Source organism: Sphingopyxis sp. GW821-FHT12F08 (assembly GCF_058806755.1).
In genome coordinates this window covers 83444-100038 of record NZ_JBXAQA010000008.1, presented here as the reverse complement: position 1 = coordinate 100038, position 16595 = coordinate 83444, and the positions used below count along the sequence as shown (strand labels likewise).

Sequence of the window (16595 nt, the reverse complement as noted above, 5' to 3'; positions counted from 1 at the left end):
TGCGCCGCACCGCGGCGCCGCGACCTGTCGAGATGGCGTTAACTCGCTTCGCTCGTACCCACCCCCAACCCCTCCCTTGCAGGGAGGGGAAGGACGCCCATCGACAACCTCCCCAAAACCCGCAATACACCCGCCGGGGTCGCGTCCTTGGGGGATGCTCATGTTCAAATCCACACTGGCTGCGAGCGCCGCTGCGGCGCTGCTGTTCCCGTTGCCGGTCGCCGCCGAAGAGCCGATGATGAAGCTCGCGGGCATGCTGCGCTGCGCCGCCGTCTATCAGGTGACCAGCGAAGCCGCGCCGAAGGACAGCGCGGCCCAGCTGGCCGCGGGGCGCCATTTCCTGCAATATTATATGATCATGCTCGCGCTCGCCGAGAACAAGCCCGACGACAAATTCGACGCGAAGACACTGAAGACCTTGTTCGAAGCCGAAAATGCCATCGCCGATTCGGACGCGGTGCTCGCGCGCGTCGAAGGCAAGACCGACGTCTTCGCCGCCGACATCGCCACCTGCGCAGGCTTCCGCGAGCGCCAGCCCGAGCTGTTCGCGAGCGCCGACCGGACGATCGACACGATGGCGAAGGCGCAGGTGTCGAATTAGGGAAGCGATCCTCCCCCTGCGGGGGAGGATCGCTCAAACCCGCGCCCCCACCTTCCCCAGCAACCCGCGCCAATGCTCGCCCAGCCGGCGCTGGAACAGCATCAGCTCGAAGCCGTGCCGCGCGACATGCTTCTGCGGGATCGCATCCCAGCCGCGATGCTCGACCGTCACCCGCGTTTCGGCGCCGACCGCCTCGAAGCGCACCTCGACCTCGGTCGTCTGCCCGGGTTTGAAACTCGGCAGCCGCCAGCCGAACGCCAGCCTTTCGCCGGGCTCCCAGCAGCGCACCGCGCCGATCTCCCACTCGTGCCCGTCGGCGAAGCGCGTCACCAGCCGCCCGCCGGGGCCCTCGGGGTCGAAGCGCAGTTCGCCGTCGCCCTGCCGCGACAGCGCGAACAGCGCATGGCTCTGCCACCACAGCCCGATCTCGCGCGTGAACACGTCGAACGCGCGCGCCGGCGAGGCCGCGACGCGCAGCGCGACGATCACCGCGGCGTTCATGCGCCGCCCTCGATATGGCGCTTGAATGCCGCGAGCTGGTCGGCCCATAGCGCCTCGGTCTCGGCCAGCCATTGCTTGAGTTCGGCGGTCGCGCCGTCCTTCAGCCGATAGATGCGCACCCGCGCGTCGAAGACTTGGAAACCGTCCTCGACCAGCCCGCCCTCCTTCAGCGCGCGCAGGTGCCGGCTCATCGCCGGCGGCGCGAGGCCGAGCGCCGACGCCAGCTCGCCCGCGCTGTGCGGGCGCTGCCCCAGCAGCTCGACCGCGCGCCGCCGTTTCGGGTCGGCGAGCGCCGCGAAGACGCGGTCGACCCGCTCGCTCGATCTTTCGGCGCTCAATCGTCGAGCCGCGTCTTGGTCGTGAAACCGCCCTCGGCATCCCACTGCTCGGCGCTCTTTTCCTCGACGGTCACGCCAAAGGTCCAGATATGCCCCTCGGGGTCCTTGGCGCGGTAGCTGCGGTCGCCGTAGAATTGCGTCTCGGGCTCGGCGACGATCGCCGCCCCCGCGGCGCGCGCGACTTCGCAATGCGCGTCGATATCCTCGCCGACCGCCAGCTGCACATGCACCGTCTGGCTGTTCTTGCCGCCCAGCGACTTCGGGCTCTTGTGGTCGGCGGACCATTCATTGCCGACCATGATCGTCGAATGGCCGTAACCCATCTCGCTATGCGCCAGATTGCCCTCGGCATCGAGCAGCACGAACAAGGGTTCGAAGCCGAACGCCTCCTCCAGCCAGCGGAACGCCGCCTTGGCATCCTGGTAACAGACGGCGCTCGAAAGCCCCTTGCCGCGCGGATGATCGACCATGTTTCTTCTCCCGATTCGGATATGATTTCGTATCTGTACAATATTTTCGCATAAATGAAAATACATGCAATCGCGAATGAAGTTGCTAGGGATAGGGCCATGACCGACCTCGCCCGCTGCCTCGCCGAAGCTTATGAAATCGCGCTGCCGCACCGCGGCCAGGGCAAGGTCGCCGACTATATCCCGGCGCTGGCGAAGGTCGATCCGAACCGCTTCGGCATGGCGCTCGCGCTCCCCGACGGTACGCTGCACACCGCCGGCGATGCCGGTGAGGCCTTCTCGATCCAGTCGGTGTCGAAGGTCTTCACGCTCGCGCTCGCGCTCCGCCGCGTCGGTTCTTCGCTCTGGGACAGCGTCGGCCGCGAACCCTCGGGCAGCGCGTTCAACTCGATCGTCCAGCTCGAAAACGAGGCGGGGGTGCCGCGCAACCCCTTCATCAACGCCGGCGCGATCGTCACCACTGACCGGCTGATCGACGGCCGCGACCTGGATGAGACGGTCGACGAAATCCTCGCCTTCATGCGCGCCCGTGCCGGCGACGAAGCGGTCGATATCGACCTCGACGTCGCCTTTTCCGAATCCGAAACCGGCGCGCGCAACCGCAGCCTGACGCATTTCATGGACGCCTTCGGCAATTTGCGGCATCCCGTCGAGACCGCGCTCGGCGTCTATTTCCGCCAATGCGCGATCGCGATGGGCTGCACCCAGCTCGCCCGCGCCGGGCTGTTCCTCGCCATGGAAGGCCGCGACCCGCGCACCGGCGAGCAGCTCCTCGAAGCCCACCGCGCGCGCCGCATCAACGCGATCATGATGCTGTGCGGCCATTACGACAACAGCGGCGAATTCGCCTTCCGCGTCGGCCTGCCGGGCAAGAGCGGGGTCGGCGGCGGCATCCTCTGCATCGCGCCGGGGCAGGGCTCGATCGCGGTCTGGTCGCCGGGGCTCAACGAGGCGGGGACCTCGCTGGTCGGCGCGATCGCGCTCGAACATTTCGCCTATGCCGCGGGCTGGTCGGTGTTCGATTAGCGGAGAGGGGGAGCTTCGGGGTGGGACTGAGCCATTCCCCTCCCTTCTAGGGAGGGGTTAGGGGTGGGTAGCGAGCGCAGCGAGCAAGAGGCAGAGCGCCGCCTTCGGCGGCAAACCCACCCCCAGCCCCTCCCTTTCAGGGAGGGGAGCTAACGGCGAATAACGCCCGTCATCGGGCCTCAATCCTCCAGCAACGCCAGCCTCACCCGCGCCGTCCCGCTGCGGTGCATGCCGATTTCCTTCGCCGCGGCGTGGCTGATGTCGATCACCCGTCCGCGCCCGAACGGCCCGCGGTCGTTGATCCGCACCACGACGCTCTGCCCGTTCGACAAATTGGTCACGCGCACCTTGCTGCCGAAGGGCAGGGTGCGGTGCGCCGCGGTCAGCTTGTTCGGATCGCAGACCTCGCCATTGGCGGTGCGGTTGCCGGCGATTTCGCGGCTGTAATAGCTCGCCATTCCGGTCGCGACTTCGGTTTCGGCGGCGACCTCGTCGTCGTCGCCCGCATCCTGCGCGGTCGCCGGAAGCGCCAGCAGTACCGGCATCAGCATGGCCAAGAGCGCCCGCATGACATCCTCCCCTGTTCTCCGGCGCCACCGAACCGCGCCCGGCCCGCCAAGGCAAGCCGGGCCGCGTTACGCCGCGCGGTAATTGCGGTCAGACGTCGAGATTGGCCACGCTGAGCGCGTTGGTCTGGATGAAATCGCGCCGCGGCTCGACCTCGTCGCCCATCAGCCGCTCGAAGATTTCGTGCGCGACGTCGGCCTGTTCGGCCTCGACGCGCAGCAGCGAGCGGTTCGACGGATCGAGCGTGGTTTCCCAAAGCTGCTCGGCGTTCATCTCGCCCAGCCCCTTGTAGCGGCTGATCGCGAGCCCCTTGCGGCTGTGCGCGAAAATCGCCTCGAGCAGTTCGGACGGGCGCGTGATCGGCGTGACCTTGCCGCCGCTCGCGGCGGGCAGGTCGCTGTCGGTCGCTTCGGCATCATCTTCGGCGGCCTCGGCGGCGGCGAGCGCGGCGGCGTCGGCCGCCTGTGCCGCGGCGCTGCTGCCCTTCACCAGCCGCGCCGGATGGGCATAGGTTTCGGCCTGTTCGGCGGCGAGCGTGTGCAGCCGGCGCGCTTCCTGGCTCGCGAGGAAGGCAGCGTCGATCGCATGATGGTCGCTGACCCCGCGCCAGCGCTTTTCGAGCGTATAGCCGCCACCTGCCGCGACGATCGTCCATTTCGCTTCGGCGCCGCCGGTCAGCGCGCGCTCGGCGGCGTTGAGCCACTCGGCGGCGCGGATGCCGGCTGCGGTGCGTCCGGCGCTGTCGAGCGCTGGATCGAGCGCGCCGTTCAGCGCCAGTGCTTCGACCAGCTCGTAATTATGGCCGCGCGGGACATAGCGCATCAGCGCGCGGAGGCGCCGCCCATGCTCGATCAGGCTGCGCAGATCGGCGCCCGACCGCGCGCCGCCCATGGTTTCGAGCATCAGCGCGTCGATGCCGCCGTCGACGAGGTAATTTTCGAGCGCGCTGTCGTCCTTCAGATAGACCTCGCTCCGCCCCTTCGCGACCTTGTAGAGCGGCGGCTGGGCGATGTAGAGGTGCCCGCCCTCGATGATCTCGGGCATCTGGCGATAGAAGAAGGTGAGCAGCAAGGTGCGGATATGCGCGCCGTCGACGTCGGCGTCGGTCATGATCACGATCTTGTGATAGCGCAGCTTTTCGAGGTTGAACTCGTCGCGGATGCCCGTCCCGAGCGCCTGGATCAACGTCCCGACTTCCTTCGACGAGATGATGCGGTCGAAACGCGCGCGCTCGACGTTCAAAATCTTGCCCTTGAGCGGCAGGATCGCCTGCACATGCCGGTCGCGGCCCTGCTTGGCGCTGCCACCTGCCGAATCGCCCTCGACGAGGAAGAGTTCGCATTTGGTGGGGTCGCGTTCCTGGCAGTCGGCGAGCTTGCCGGGCAGGCTCGCGATGTCCATCGCGCCCTTGCGCCGCGTCAGTTCGCGCGCCTTTTTCGCGGCCTCGCGCGCCGCGGCGGCGTCGATCACCTTCTGGATCACCGCCTTGGCATAAGCGGGATTTTCCTCGAGCCATTCGGTCATCCGGTCGGCCATCAGGCTTTCGAGCGGCTGGCGCACCTCGGACGAGACGAGCTTGTCCTTGGTCTGCGAGCTGAACTTCGGATCGGGCAGCTTGACCGACACGATCGCGGTCAGGCCTTCGCGCATATCCTCGCCGGTCAGCGAGACCTTCTCTTTCTTGAGGATGCCCGACTTGTCGCCATAGCCGTTGAGCGTGCGCGTCAGCGCGGCGCGGAACGCCGCGAGGTGCGTGCCGCCGTCGCGCTGCGGGATGTTGTTCGTGAAGCAGAGGACATTTTCATAATAGCTGTCGTTCCACTCGAGCGCGACGTCGATGCCGATGCCGTCGCGCTCGCTGCTGATCGCGATCGGATCGGGCAGCAGCGCGGTCTTGTTGCGGTCGAGATAGCGGACGAAGGCGCCGATCCCGCCTTCGTAGAACAGGTCGTGGCTGACATGCTCGGCATGGCGCGCATCGACCAGCTTGATCCGCACCCCCGAATTGAGGAACGCCAGCTCGCGATAGCGATGCTCCAGCTTCTCGAAATCGAATTCGAGGACGTTCTTGAAGGTCTCGGTCGACGCCTGGAAGGTCACGCGCGTGCCCTTCTTGCCCGCCGGGGCGGGGCCGTTGATCTTCAAGGGCGCGACCGAATCGCCATGCTCGAAGCGCATCCAATGTTCTTCGCCGTCGCGCCAGATGGTGAGTTCGAGCCATTCGCTGAGCGCGTTGACGACCGAGACGCCGACGCCGTGCAAGCCGCCCGACACCTTGTACGCATTGTCGTCGCTGGTGTTCTCGAACTTCCCGCCCGCGTGGAGCTGGGTCATGATGACCTCGGCCGCCGAAATGCCTTCCTCGGCGTGGATGCCCGTCGGGATGCCGCGGCCATTGTCCTCGACGCTGACCGACCCGTCGCTGTTCAGCGTGATCAGGACGAGGTCGCAATGCCCCGCGAGCGCTTCGTCGATCGCATTGTCGCTGACCTCGAACACCATGTGGTGCAGCCCCGACCCGTCGTCGGTGTCGCCGATATACATGCCCGGCCGTTTGCGTACCGCGTCGAGGCCCTTCAGAACCTTGATCGAATCGGCGCCATAGGCGTTGGCGTTGGGCTGGTTGGCGGGCGCGACCGGCGCCATATTTTCTGGGGTGTCCGTCATAACGATTATATAGGGTCGGAGCCCCGAAAACCCAAGCGAAAATGCGCCTCTCGCCCCCATGGCATGGGGCGTTGCGCCGCCGCGCCGCGGCGGCTAGTTTCGCGCTCATGAACCATCGTCTCCCCGCTTCGCTTGCCGTCCTTCTCGCCTTCGCGCTCGCCGCCTGTTCGCAGCCCGCGCCGCCCGCCGACAATGCCCCGGTCGTCGCCGGCGAGCCGCTCGCGTCGCGCCCGGTGATGATCGGCACTGAGGGTCCCCAGCTTCCCGCCTGTTCGAGCATCAGCCGCGTCAAGGACGGCGGCACCGACGTCTATTGGGCGCCGGGCGAAACGCGCGCGGTCAAGGCGAAGCTCGCCGGCGGGGTGCGCGTGTCGCTGTGCGAGGCGACCGACGACGACGCCTGGTTCGGGGTGATCTTCCCGCCCGCGGGGCAGGACGACACGCTCTGCGGCATCGGCCGTCCGATCCGCACCGCGCGCGAATATCAGGGTCCGTGCCGCTGGGGCTGGATCAAGGGCGGGACGGTCCGGCTGGGGGCCTGAATAAAGCCCCTCCCCTTCAGGGGAGGGGTTGGGGTGGGGTCTCGCAGCTTAGAGCAAGGCCGATGGACCCCACCCGCTGCGACTAACGAACAAGTTCGTAAGTCTCGCTGCCCTCCCCTGAAGGGGAGGGCTGGTTCACCCCCGGCAATCCTCGATCAGCCGGCCGATCTCCGACTGCACGGGCAGCGTCAGCGTGCTGCCGTTGCTCGCTTCGAGCGCGAAGCGCCCGCGGCTGAAGGCGATGCGGTCGAGCTTCACGTCCCGCGCGCCGAGCGCGACGCGCCCGCCGGTCAGCCGCAGCGGGTCGGTCCCCGCGCTGGTCCTCAGTTGCACGTCGAGCGGCGTATCGGCCGCGCCCAGCCCGGCGCCGAGCTCGATCGATCCGCCGCTGCAGACCATCGTCACCAGCGGCGATGCGGCGCCCGCCTGCGCGAAGCGCGCGGTGCGCGATCCCGCGTCATAGCGCCATTCGCCGGCGTCGAGCTGGCGCTGGTCCCACGGCCGGGCGGGCGACGCGGGCGGCAAGGGCGCCGGGGCGGGCGCGACCGCGACGGGCCGCGGCTGCTGCACCGGCGCCGGGGTCGGCACCGCGGTGCAGCTCGCGATCGCCAGCGTCATCGGCAGGGCCGTGCCATAGCGCCACCAGGCGCGCTTTCTGCTCATCGGGAAAACCCCCGCCAGTCGATCACTTCATCGAGGCCAACGCGCGGCACCGGCCATTGGTTCACCGCGGCGCTTTCGTCGGCGTAACCGATCGCCAGCCCGGTGAAGAGGATCTGCTCGTCGCCGAGGCCCAGCGTCTGCCGGATGGTTTCGCCATACATCGCCCAGCATTCCTGCGGACAGCTGGCGAGGCCGTGCTCGACGAGCAGCAGCATCACCGACTGCAGCCACATCCCCATGTCGGACCATTGCGGCGGCCCCATGATCCGCGAGCAATGGAGGAACAGCATCACCGGCGCGCCGAAGCCGGTGTAATTGTGCATGAACTGGCCGAGCCGCCCCTTCTTGTCCTCGCGCGGAATGCCGAGCGCGGCATAGAGCCCCTCGCCGACCCCGAAGCGCCGCGTCTCCCACGGATCGGTCAGCCCCTTGGGATAGATGTCATATTCGGCCTGTTGCCCCTCGCGCCCCATCGCGATGCGCGCCGCGACGGCGTCCTTCACCGCCTGCCAGGGCTCGCCCGCCAGCACCACCGCCTGCCAGGGCTGGAGGTTGCCCCCCGACGGCGCGCGCTGCGCGGCGGCAAAAACCGCCTCGAGCAGCGCGGGATCGACCGGCCGGTCGGCAAAGGCGCGCACCGAGCGGCGCTTGTGCAGCGCCTCGGTCACCGAAGCTGCGGACGTGTCAGTCGCTGGCATATTTATCCTCTCGCCGCTTGCCGAACAGCAATTTGCGTTCGAGCCGCGCCTTGAGCTGCCGGTAATAGGAGAGGAGGAAGGCATCGTCCTCCTCCGCCACCGGCCGCCCGATCTTGGCGCGGATCGTATCGGCGACCTCGCGCATGGCGCGCGGATCGCGGACGCGCAAGACCCGCTCGAGCTCCTGCAACTCGTAAATGCCGTAAACCGCGAGTTCGTTCTCGCCGAATAGCATCGCCGCCGTGCTGTCGGCCTCGGCGGCGATATCGCGGTCGAGCCGCACGCGCTGCGCCATCACGACCCAGGTCCCCGCGATCAGGTCGCCCATCCGCATCCGGTCCTTGTTGAACAGCAGGAACAGGCTCAATGTCAGCGACCATAAGATGCCCGCCGCCACGGTCAGCCCCGACACGCTGTCTTCGCCCGCGCCGAAGCCCAGCATCATCAGCGGCAGGAACATCTCCAGCTCGCGGATCAGGTTGCGCGCGACCACCGCGTCGGCGGTCAGCCGCCCGCCGTCGCGCGCGACGACGCGGATGCCCATCAGCCGTTTGCCCGGCGTCGCGGCGCGCTGCCCCAGCTCGAAGCCGATGAACCAGAAGGTGCGCAGGAGGAAGGCGCCGAGCAGCCAGATCGAAACCGCGACCGACGATTGCGAGGATACGCCGATCCACAGCATGAACAGGCTGAACAGGAACAGCACCAGGACCATCAACCCGATATCGACGACCAGCGCGCCGAACCGCAGCCCCGAACTCGCGATCTTCAGCTCCAGATCGACCCCCTCGGGGGTGATGAACTGGCGCAGCTTCCCCTTGCGCTCCAGCCGTTCGCGCGCGTTGGACGCGGCGCTCATGCGGCCTCGCCGCGGCGCGGGATATAATAGTAAGCGAGCCAGAAGAGCAGCATCGCCGTGCCGATCGCATAGCGCGTCACCGTGTCGGTGATCAGCTGGCGCCCGAAGCCTTCGAGCAGCCCGGCGACGAGCAGCATGATGATCACCCCGACCATCACCTTGCCCGCGGTGCGTCCGGCGTCGGAGGCGGCCTGCAACCGGCTGCGCGCGCCCGGAAAGACCACCGCGGCGCCGATGCGCAGCCCCGCGGCCCCCGACAGCGCGGCGGCGAACAGCTCGGTCGTGCCGTGGATGAACAGCCAGCCGCCGAAATCATAGCCCAGCCCCTTGGAGGTGAAGATGGCGACGATCGCGCCGATGTTGATGCCCTGGTAGAATTCGAGCATCATCGTCGGGATGCCGAAGGCGAAACCCAGCGCGAAGGACATGATCGAAACGCCGCTGTTGTGCGTGAACAGGAAGGTCGCGAAGATATGCAGCGCGCCGTCCGCCTCGCCCGCCGCCGCCTTGCCATGGCCCAGGGTCGACCGGAGATATTCGGCGGTCGCGCGCGGGTCGCGCCCGCCCGCCATGCCCTCGTCGACGAAATTATAGAACCATTGCGGGTCGTTGGTGACCAGCGACCAGCTGGTCAGCGCGCCCAGCACGATGATCAGCGCGATGATCAAAGTCTCTTTCCACACCGCCTGCACCGCGAGCGGCCAGTCGCGCGCGAAGAAGCGCGCCAGCCGGTCGAGCCGCGACTGGCGCACGCCATAGATCAGGAAATAGCCGCGCATCGACAGCGCTTCGAGATGGTCGAGCAGCGCCTTGTCGAGGCTCGTCGCACGCGCGATCGACAGCGACGACAGGGTGGCGCGATAGAGCACCGGCAGCTGGAGCAGTTCCTCGCTCGACAGCCCCTTGGCGCCCTTTTTCTCGAGCCGCGTCAGCAGCGCGTCGAAGGCGATCCAGTCGGCCTCGCGCTCGGCGCGGAAGCGCACGGTCGAGAAGGCCGGCGCGCCGATCGCGGCGGCGGGGACGGACGGCACGATCACAGGCTGCCCTCGCGCTTGATGTTCAGATAGGCGTCGATCACCCCGCCCGCCATCGCATCGGCGGGCACTTCGAGCACGTCGGCGCCCAGCCGCTGCAGCCGCGCGATGACCAGCTGGCGGTCGCGCAGCATCGCCGCGGCGACGTTCGAGCGGGTGACGTCCGCCGCGCTTTCGGGGCGGCGCCGTTCCTCGCTTTCCAGCTCCTCGTCCTTGAGCACGACGAACAGCAGCCGATGCTTCTTCACCAGCCGCCCCGCCGCGCGGATCATCAGGTCGGCGCTCGTCGCGTCGGTGAATTCGGTGAACAGGATGATCAGCGACCGGCGGTTGAGCTGCGCCGACAGCGTCGTCAGCGCGAGGGTGAAATTGCTCTCGACCGGGGCATAGTCGATCAGGCTCGCGGCGCGTTGCAGCGCCGGGAAATCCTGCGTGTGCATATAGGCGGGGGTCATCGCCTGCGGCTTGGCCGCGAAGGAAAACAGGCTGATCCGGTCGTTGATCTTCAGCCCGACATAGGCGAGCAGCAGCGCCGCCGACACCGCGCGGTCGACGCGCGGCATGCCGTCGACGGCCTCGGCCATCGTCCGTCCGCCGTCGATCGCCAGCACGACGCGATTGTCGCGTTCGACGCGATATTCCTTGGCGAGCAACTTCACATGGCGCGCGGTCGCGTTCCAGTCGATCGACCGCCGGTCCATACCCGGCTGAAACTCGGCGAGCGCCTCGAATTCGGCGCCCTCGCCGCGGATGCGCTGCTGGCGCAGCCCGAACCAGCTGTTGCGCTGGAACAGCCGGCTGCCCTCCTCGGTCACCGCGCGCAGGCTGGGGACGACCGCGATGCTGCCATCGACGCCGAACTTGCGCTGTTTCCACACCAGCCCCAGCGGCCCGCGCCAGCGGATCCACGCCGCGTCGATCACCGCCTTGCCGCGCCGGCTCGCCGCCAGCGGCATCATCCGCGTCAGCGGCCCCCCGTCGGCGGCGCGCATTTCGTCGGTGAGCCGGCCTCCGACCGCCAGCCGCTCGTCGACGGCGAGCGCGACCTCGGCGTGCTTCGGCACCCCGCGCGGGCTTGCCGCGGTCAGCCGCAGGTCGAACGGATCGCCCACCCCGACCTGGTGCGGATATTTGGCGTCGAGCGTCAGATGGCGCGGATGCGCGCCGGCGAGGCCGTCGACCAGCAGACAGGCGACCAGGAAAGCGATCCAGCCGGGCGCGAACAGCCACAGCTCGGGCCGGATCAGCCCGAGCAGGAGCGCCACGGGGGCGCCAAGCAGCAGCAAGAAAATCGCCCGGCGGGTCGGGTAGATCACCGCGGGACTTCCTCGCGTTCGAGCAGCGCGCCGACGACCTGTTCGACGCTACGCCCCTCGATCTCGGCCGCGGCCGACAGGATCACGCGGTGGCGCAGCACGCCGGCGGCGAGGCGCTGGATATCGTCGGGGATCACATAATCGCGCCCGTCGAGCGCCGCCGCCGCGCTCGCGGCGCGCGCGAGCAGCGAGGCGGCGCGCGGGCTCGCGCCGCACTCCAGGTCGGCGCTCTCGCGCGTCGCGCGGACCAGCCTTACGATATAATCGACGATCTCGTCGGCCAGCCGGACGTTCGAGATGATGTCGATCGCCTCGCCGATCGTCGCGGCATCGGCGACCTGCGCCACCCCGAAGTCGGCGACCGCGGGGCTCTTGAAGCGCCCGCCATGCTCGGCGACGATCCGCCGTTCCTCCTCGATCGCCGGATAATCGACCACCAGCTTGAACAGGAAGCGGTCGAGCTGCGCCTCGGGCAGCGGATAGACGCCCTGCTGCTCGATCGGGTTCTGCGTCGCGAGCACGGTGAAACGCGGGCTCATCACATGCGCCTCGCCGTTGATCGTCACGCGCCGCTCCTGCATCGCCTCGAGCAAAGCCGCCTGCGTCTTGGGCGGGGTGCGGTTGATTTCGTCGGCGAGCAGCAGTTCGGTGAAGATCGGCCCCTTGGTAAGGGTGAAGCTCGACGTCTGGAAGTTGAACAGGTTCGACCCCAGGATATCGCCCGGCATCAGGTCGGGGGTGAACTGGATGCGCCCGAAATCGAGCCCGCTCGCGCGCGCGAAGGCCTGCGCGAGCAGGGTCTTGGCGGTTCCCGGCGGCCCTTCGAGCAGCACATGGCCGCCCGCGAGCAGCGCGATCGTCACCATCCGCGTCAGCGGCTGCTGGCCGAACACCGCCTTGGCGACCTCGGCGTCGATCGCGGCGCCCAGCGCCTGCACGCGCTCGACGCCCTTGGCCCCGTCGCCCTTGGCGAGTAGATCAGCTGTCACGGATTAAGTCCTTCCTGATGTCGTGCAGCGCCTGCGCGTCTGCGAGGAATTCATGCTTGTTGCGCGCGAGCGGCAGCCGCCGCGCGAGCGAGGAAAACAGGTCGCCGCCCGGCGGCAGATGCCGGTCGATCCAGCTGTCGGTCGCGGCGGCGTCGAGCCCCGCGGGGGCGTGCAGCCGCCGCGCGATCGCACCGCGCAGGCTCGCGACATAGCTGTCGGCGCCCTCCAGCTCGCGCTCGGCCTGCTTGATCAGGTCGGCGCTGTTCGCGATCAATGCCGCCTTCGACACCGCGATGGCGCGCTCGGGCCTCAGCGCCGGGCCGAAGCGCGCCCACGCCTGCCACAGCGCGAACAGCCCCGCCGCGATCAGGCACAAGGTGATACCGATGAACGGCGGGACGAAAGCGAAGCGGAGCAGCGAACGTCCGCCGCCGAGCCCGTTCAAGGTCACGTCGAAGGCGATGCTGTCGGCGTCGGCGTCCTCGGCGATCCCGTCGATCAGCATCGCCGCGCCGCGCGCGCGGTCGCGGCTGGCAAAGGCGAAATTGTTGATCAAATCGGGGTCGGCGAGAATATAGACGTCGCGTTCGCGCGACCGCGCCAGCACCGCGCCGCCGCCCGGCGCCGCGGCCAGCGTCTCGATCGCGTCGCCCGATACCGTCTGCACCCCGGCAGGCAGCGACAGGCTGATCTGGCGCCCCGCGACCCATGCCGGGGCCTCCGCTGCCTGGCCCTTCGACGCCTCGATCTTGACCTTGCCGAAGGACGTCTCGGGCAGCAGCTTCGACGGCGGCACGACCGGGGCGCCGACGCTGACCCAGCCGGGTTTGGTGTCGCTCCCCGGGATGCGCATCGCCCGCCATTTGGGCAAGATGATCAGCACCGGCGAGCCCCCGGCGTTCGCGAGCAGCTCGGCGATTTCTTCGGGACGCGTGTCGTGTTTCGGGGTCAGGACGATCAGCGGCTGATAATCGTCATAGCTATAGGTTTCGATGCCGCGCCGGATATCGACCGTCGCGCCCGCGCGTTCGACCAGATCGACGATCCCGGCATAGCCCGGCGCCGCCTTCGACAGCGCATGACCCTGGCCGTCCTTGCCGCTGCTCAGCTGTGGGCCGAGCGCGACCAGCGCCCACAGCGCGATGAAGGCGATGATGCCGATCACGACCACGCCGGCGATCAGCCGCGGGTTGAAGGCGCCCTCGCCGCTCGCCGTCTCGCCGCTCATGCGCGCGCCCAATTCTTCGGCACCGTCATCTCGGCATAGGCGGCGCGGCATTGTTCCCAGGCGCCGGCGTCGATCGCGCGGCCGCCGAACAGGCTGATCTCGACCGCGCGCGCGATGCGGCTGAACGCCTCGCGCGCGACCGCGGGCAGGTCGGTCGCGCCCGCCAGCTCGCGCGAGGTCATCGCGGGCTTGACCAGCCCGGGGCGGCGGCCCTCGATATCCTCGACGCTGCGATAGAGCAGCAAATGCGCGGCCTCGGCGAAACGCCCCGCCGCCGCCAGTGCATCGGCCTCGGCGAGCAGTGCGCGCGCCGCGCCGGCCTCGGCCTGCCCGACCAGCTCTTCCTCGTCCGCCGCGCCGCGCTTGCGGCGCAGACGCAGGTCGTCGACCCAGGTCGCAAAGGCGGGGACGAACAGATAGAGCAATAGCAGGACGAGCAGGATCCCCGCGATCCACAGCAAAGGCTGCGCCGCGGGAGCGAGGAATTCGAACAGGTTGCGGATGCCCCGCCCGATCGCGGCCAGCCAGCCGGGGGTTTCGGGCACCGGCGGCGGCGGCGGAAATTCGGTCTGGATCGTGCCGCCCGCCATCGTCTGCACATAGCCCGGCTCGACGAGTTCAGGATCGACGAGCCAGCCTTCGCCGCCTTCGCGCGGGGTTTCGGCGGCGGCCGACGCCTGGGCGATCCACAGCGATATCATGTTGAAAAGAGTGCCCGGCCCCGCATCGTCATTGCCGTTGGTGGTAGCGCGCCCGGCGGCGCGATGGCAAGAGATGCTTGCAAGCGCCCACGCGCCATAATAGCGCGCCGCGACGAAGCGGCACATGGTTACGCCTGCAACGACGATGATATGGGAGGACCGGCGTGGACGCGGCGCAGGCGGTACATGAAAAATTCCTCGCCGCACTGGCGGAAGGCCGGCTGCCCGGCCGCGCCGATGCGCCGGACCCCGCGGCGATCGGCCTGTCGCGCGCCGAGGCGACCGACATCTTCCTGTCGCAGCTGACCAGCCGCCAGATGGACCGGCTGTCGCGCCATCTGCAGGCGCGCGGCGAGGGCTTCTATACGATCGGTTCGTCGGGGCATGAAGGCAATGCCGCGGTCGCCGCGGCGCTGCGCGTCACCGACATGGCCTTCCTCCATTATCGCTCGAACGCCTTCCAGCTCCACCGCGCGCGCCAGCTTCCGGGGGGTACCCCGACGTGGGACATGCTGCTCAGCTTCGCCGCCTCGTCCGATGACCCGATCTCGGGCGGCCGGCACAAGGTGATCGGCTCGAAACCGCTCGCCATCCCGCCGCAGACCTCGACCATCGCCTCGCATCTGCCCAAGGCGGTCGGCGCGGCCTTCTCGATCGGCATCGCGCGCCGCAATGGCATGAAGGACCTGCCGCTGCCTGACGATGCCGTGGTGCTGACCAGCTTCGGCGATGCCTCGGCGAACCATTCGACCGCGCAGGGCGCGTTCAACACCGCGGGCTGGGCGGCGTTCCAGGGCTCGCCGATGCCGCTGATCTTCCTCTGCGAAGACAATGGCATCGGCATTTCGACACGCACCCCGACGGGCTGGATCGAGGCGCAGTTCCGCCACCGCGCGGGGCTCCACTATATCCAGTGCGACGGCACCGACCTCGCCGCGGCCTATGCCGGGGCAAAGGAAGCCGCCGACCATGCGCGCCGTACCCGCAAGCCCGTCTTCCTCCACATGGCGACCGTGCGTCTCTATGGCCACGCCGGTTCGGACGTACAGGGCGCCTATCTGCCCAAGGCGCTGATCGAATCGGACGAGGCGCGCGATCCGCTGCTCAAGGGCGCGGCGCTGATGGCCGGGCAGGGCTGGATGACCGCCGCCGAGATCGCCGAAGCCTATGAAGAGATCGGCGCGACGCTCGCGCGGCAAGCCGAGGCGGCGATTCTGCGTCCCAAGATCACGACACCGACGCATGTGATGGCCAGCCTCGTCCCGCCGAAGCGCGAGGTCATGCGCGCCAATACCCCCTCGGCCGAGGATCGCAAGGCGATGTTCGGCAGCGACGCGGCGCAGATGGACAAGCCGATGCACATGGCGCGGCTCCTCTCCTGGGCACTCGCCGACCTGATGCTCGCGCACAAGGAAATCGCCGTCATGGGCGAGGATGTCGGGCCGAAGGGTGGCGTCTACAACGTCACCGCGAAACTCCACCAGCGCTTCGGCTCGTCGCGCGTGATCAACACCCTGCTCGACGAGCAGGCGATCCTCGGTCTCGCGATCGGCATGGCGCACAACGGCTTCGTGCCCATGCCCGAGATCCAGTTCCTCGCTTATGTCCACAATGCCGAGGACCAGATCCGCGGCGAGGCGGCGACATTGAGCTTCTTCTCGAACGGACAATATACCAACCCGATGGTGATCCGCATCGCGGGGCTCGGTTACCAGAAGGGCTTCGGCGGCCATTTCCACAACGACAACAGCCTCGCGGTCTTCCGCGACATCCCCGGGGTGATCCTCGCGGTGCCGTCGAACGGCCGCGATGCGGTCGCGATGCTCCGCGAATGCGTTCGCCTGGCGCGCGAGGAACAGCGGGTGGTGGTGTTCGTCGAACCGATCGCGCTCTACATGACGCGCGACCTGCACGAAGAAGGCGACGGCCTGTGGACCAGCGTCTATGAGGCGCCGGGCGAAGGCGCGCCGATCGGCTTTGGCGACGTCGGCGTCCACGGCGACGGCACCGATCTCGCGATCGTGACCTACGGCAACGGCACTTATCTGTCGCGGCAGGCCGAGAAACTGCTCGCCGAGGACGGCGTCAAGGCGCGCGTGATCGACCTGCGCTGGCTCGGCCCGGTCGACGAGGACAAGCTCGTCGCGGCGGTCGGCGAAGCCAAGCGCATCCTGATCGTCGACGAATGCCGCATCACCGGCTCGCAGAGCGAGGCGCTGATGGCGAGTTTCGTCGAGCGCACCCCCGACAAGAAGCTCAAGCGGATCGCCGCCGACGACAGCTTCATCCCGCTCGGCCGCGCGGCGACGCTGACGCTCCCCAGCCGCGATTCGATCGTCGCTGCCGCTCGAGAGCTTCTGGCCAAGAGCTGATATTCACAAGCCGTTCGCCCTGAGCT

General features: G+C 68.4%; 17 protein-coding genes. 4 read left to right on the top strand and 13 right to left on the bottom strand.

Features of this window, described 5'->3' with window-relative positions:
- Positions 1-160: 160 nt before the first annotated feature.
- Entirely contained in the window at positions 161-601 is a 441-nt protein-coding gene (locus AC1RNQ_RS20255) for a hypothetical protein (protein ID WP_493174100.1), read from the top strand.
- A 33-nt stretch (positions 602-634) separates the two neighbouring features.
- Here AC1RNQ_RS20255 and AC1RNQ_RS20250 read toward each other — a convergent pair whose 3' ends face one another.
- Genes AC1RNQ_RS20250 through AC1RNQ_RS20240 form a run of 3 tightly spaced genes read right to left on the bottom strand, consistent with a single transcriptional unit; the run spans position 635 to position 1910 of the window.
- Positions 635-1102 carry an SRPBCC domain-containing protein gene (locus AC1RNQ_RS20250; RefSeq protein ID WP_493174098.1) on the bottom strand — a complete coding sequence of 156 codons (468 nt, stop codon included), beginning with the start codon at positions 1100-1102 and terminating at the stop codon, positions 635-637.
- The gene (locus AC1RNQ_RS20245) at positions 1099-1440 is read right to left on the bottom strand and encodes an ArsR/SmtB family transcription factor (RefSeq protein WP_493174096.1); all 342 of its coding nucleotides are present in this window, start codon (positions 1438-1440) and stop codon (positions 1099-1101) included. Before AC1RNQ_RS20245 ends, AC1RNQ_RS20250 begins: the two co-directional genes overlap by 4 nt.
- Positions 1437-1910, bottom strand: a complete 474-nt coding sequence (locus AC1RNQ_RS20240; RefSeq protein WP_493174094.1) for a VOC family protein — start codon at positions 1908-1910, stop codon at positions 1437-1439. The genes AC1RNQ_RS20245 and AC1RNQ_RS20240 overlap by 4 nt, the downstream gene beginning before the upstream one ends.
- Before the next feature lie 99 nt (positions 1911-2009).
- Between AC1RNQ_RS20240 and AC1RNQ_RS20235 the strand changes: the two genes are divergently transcribed.
- Positions 2010-2936 (top strand): glutaminase, encoded by a 927-nt coding sequence (locus AC1RNQ_RS20235; protein ID WP_493174092.1) that lies wholly within the window; start codon positions 2010-2012, stop codon positions 2934-2936.
- 179 nt (positions 2937-3115) lie between these two features.
- On the opposite strand, the gene AC1RNQ_RS20230 is transcribed toward AC1RNQ_RS20235, so the two are convergent.
- A complete protein-coding gene (locus AC1RNQ_RS20230) occupies positions 3116-3505 on the bottom strand; it encodes a septal ring lytic transglycosylase RlpA family protein (protein ID WP_493174090.1) in 390 nt (129 codons plus the stop codon).
- 88 nt (positions 3506-3593) lie between these two features.
- Complete coding sequence (gene gyrB, locus AC1RNQ_RS20225; protein ID WP_493174088.1) at positions 3594-6170, bottom strand: DNA topoisomerase (ATP-hydrolyzing) subunit B; 2577 nt, start codon at positions 6168-6170, stop codon at positions 3594-3596.
- A 107-nt stretch (positions 6171-6277) separates the two neighbouring features.
- Between gyrB and AC1RNQ_RS20220 the strand changes: the two genes are divergently transcribed.
- Complete coding sequence (locus tag AC1RNQ_RS20220; RefSeq protein ID WP_493174086.1) at positions 6278-6712, top strand: hypothetical protein; 435 nt, start codon at positions 6278-6280, stop codon at positions 6710-6712.
- A 135-nt stretch (positions 6713-6847) separates the two neighbouring features.
- On the opposite strand, the gene AC1RNQ_RS20215 is transcribed toward AC1RNQ_RS20220, so the two are convergent.
- From AC1RNQ_RS20215 to AC1RNQ_RS20180, 8 genes are all read right to left on the bottom strand, one after another.
- Complete coding sequence (locus AC1RNQ_RS20215) at positions 6848-7375, bottom strand: hypothetical protein (RefSeq protein WP_493174084.1); 528 nt, start codon at positions 7373-7375, stop codon at positions 6848-6850.
- Entirely contained in the window at positions 7372-8073 is a 702-nt protein-coding gene (locus AC1RNQ_RS20210) for a nitroreductase (RefSeq protein ID WP_493174082.1), read from the bottom strand. The genes AC1RNQ_RS20215 and AC1RNQ_RS20210 overlap by 4 nt, the downstream gene beginning before the upstream one ends.
- Positions 8060-8929 (bottom strand): RDD family protein, encoded by an 870-nt coding sequence (locus tag AC1RNQ_RS20205; protein WP_493174080.1) that lies wholly within the window; start codon positions 8927-8929, stop codon positions 8060-8062. Before AC1RNQ_RS20205 ends, AC1RNQ_RS20210 begins: the two co-directional genes overlap by 14 nt.
- The gene (locus AC1RNQ_RS20200; protein ID WP_493174218.1) at positions 8926-9963 is read right to left on the bottom strand and encodes a stage II sporulation protein M; all 1038 of its coding nucleotides are present in this window, start codon (positions 9961-9963) and stop codon (positions 8926-8928) included. The genes AC1RNQ_RS20205 and AC1RNQ_RS20200 overlap by 4 nt, the downstream gene beginning before the upstream one ends.
- Positions 9963-11279, bottom strand: coding sequence for a DUF58 domain-containing protein (locus AC1RNQ_RS20195; RefSeq protein ID WP_493174078.1), 1317 nt, complete (start codon positions 11277-11279; stop codon positions 9963-9965). The genes AC1RNQ_RS20200 and AC1RNQ_RS20195 overlap by 1 nt, the downstream gene beginning before the upstream one ends.
- Positions 11276-12172, bottom strand: a complete 897-nt coding sequence (locus tag AC1RNQ_RS20190) for an AAA family ATPase (RefSeq protein WP_493174216.1) — start codon at positions 12170-12172, stop codon at positions 11276-11278. The genes AC1RNQ_RS20195 and AC1RNQ_RS20190 overlap by 4 nt, the downstream gene beginning before the upstream one ends.
- Before the next feature lie 85 nt (positions 12173-12257).
- Positions 12258-13496, bottom strand: a complete 1239-nt coding sequence (locus AC1RNQ_RS20185; protein WP_493174076.1) for a DUF4350 domain-containing protein — start codon at positions 13494-13496, stop codon at positions 12258-12260.
- A complete protein-coding gene (locus tag AC1RNQ_RS20180) occupies positions 13493-14323 on the bottom strand; it encodes a DUF4129 domain-containing protein (protein WP_493174074.1) in 831 nt (276 codons plus the stop codon). Before AC1RNQ_RS20180 ends, AC1RNQ_RS20185 begins: the two co-directional genes overlap by 4 nt.
- A gap of 38 nt (positions 14324-14361) precedes the next feature.
- Between AC1RNQ_RS20180 and AC1RNQ_RS20175 the strand changes: the two genes are divergently transcribed.
- Positions 14362-16569: a thiamine pyrophosphate-dependent enzyme gene (locus AC1RNQ_RS20175; protein ID WP_493174072.1), complete on the top strand. Its 2208-nt coding sequence runs from the start codon at positions 14362-14364 to the stop codon at positions 16567-16569.
- Positions 16570-16595: the final 26 nt, after the last annotated feature.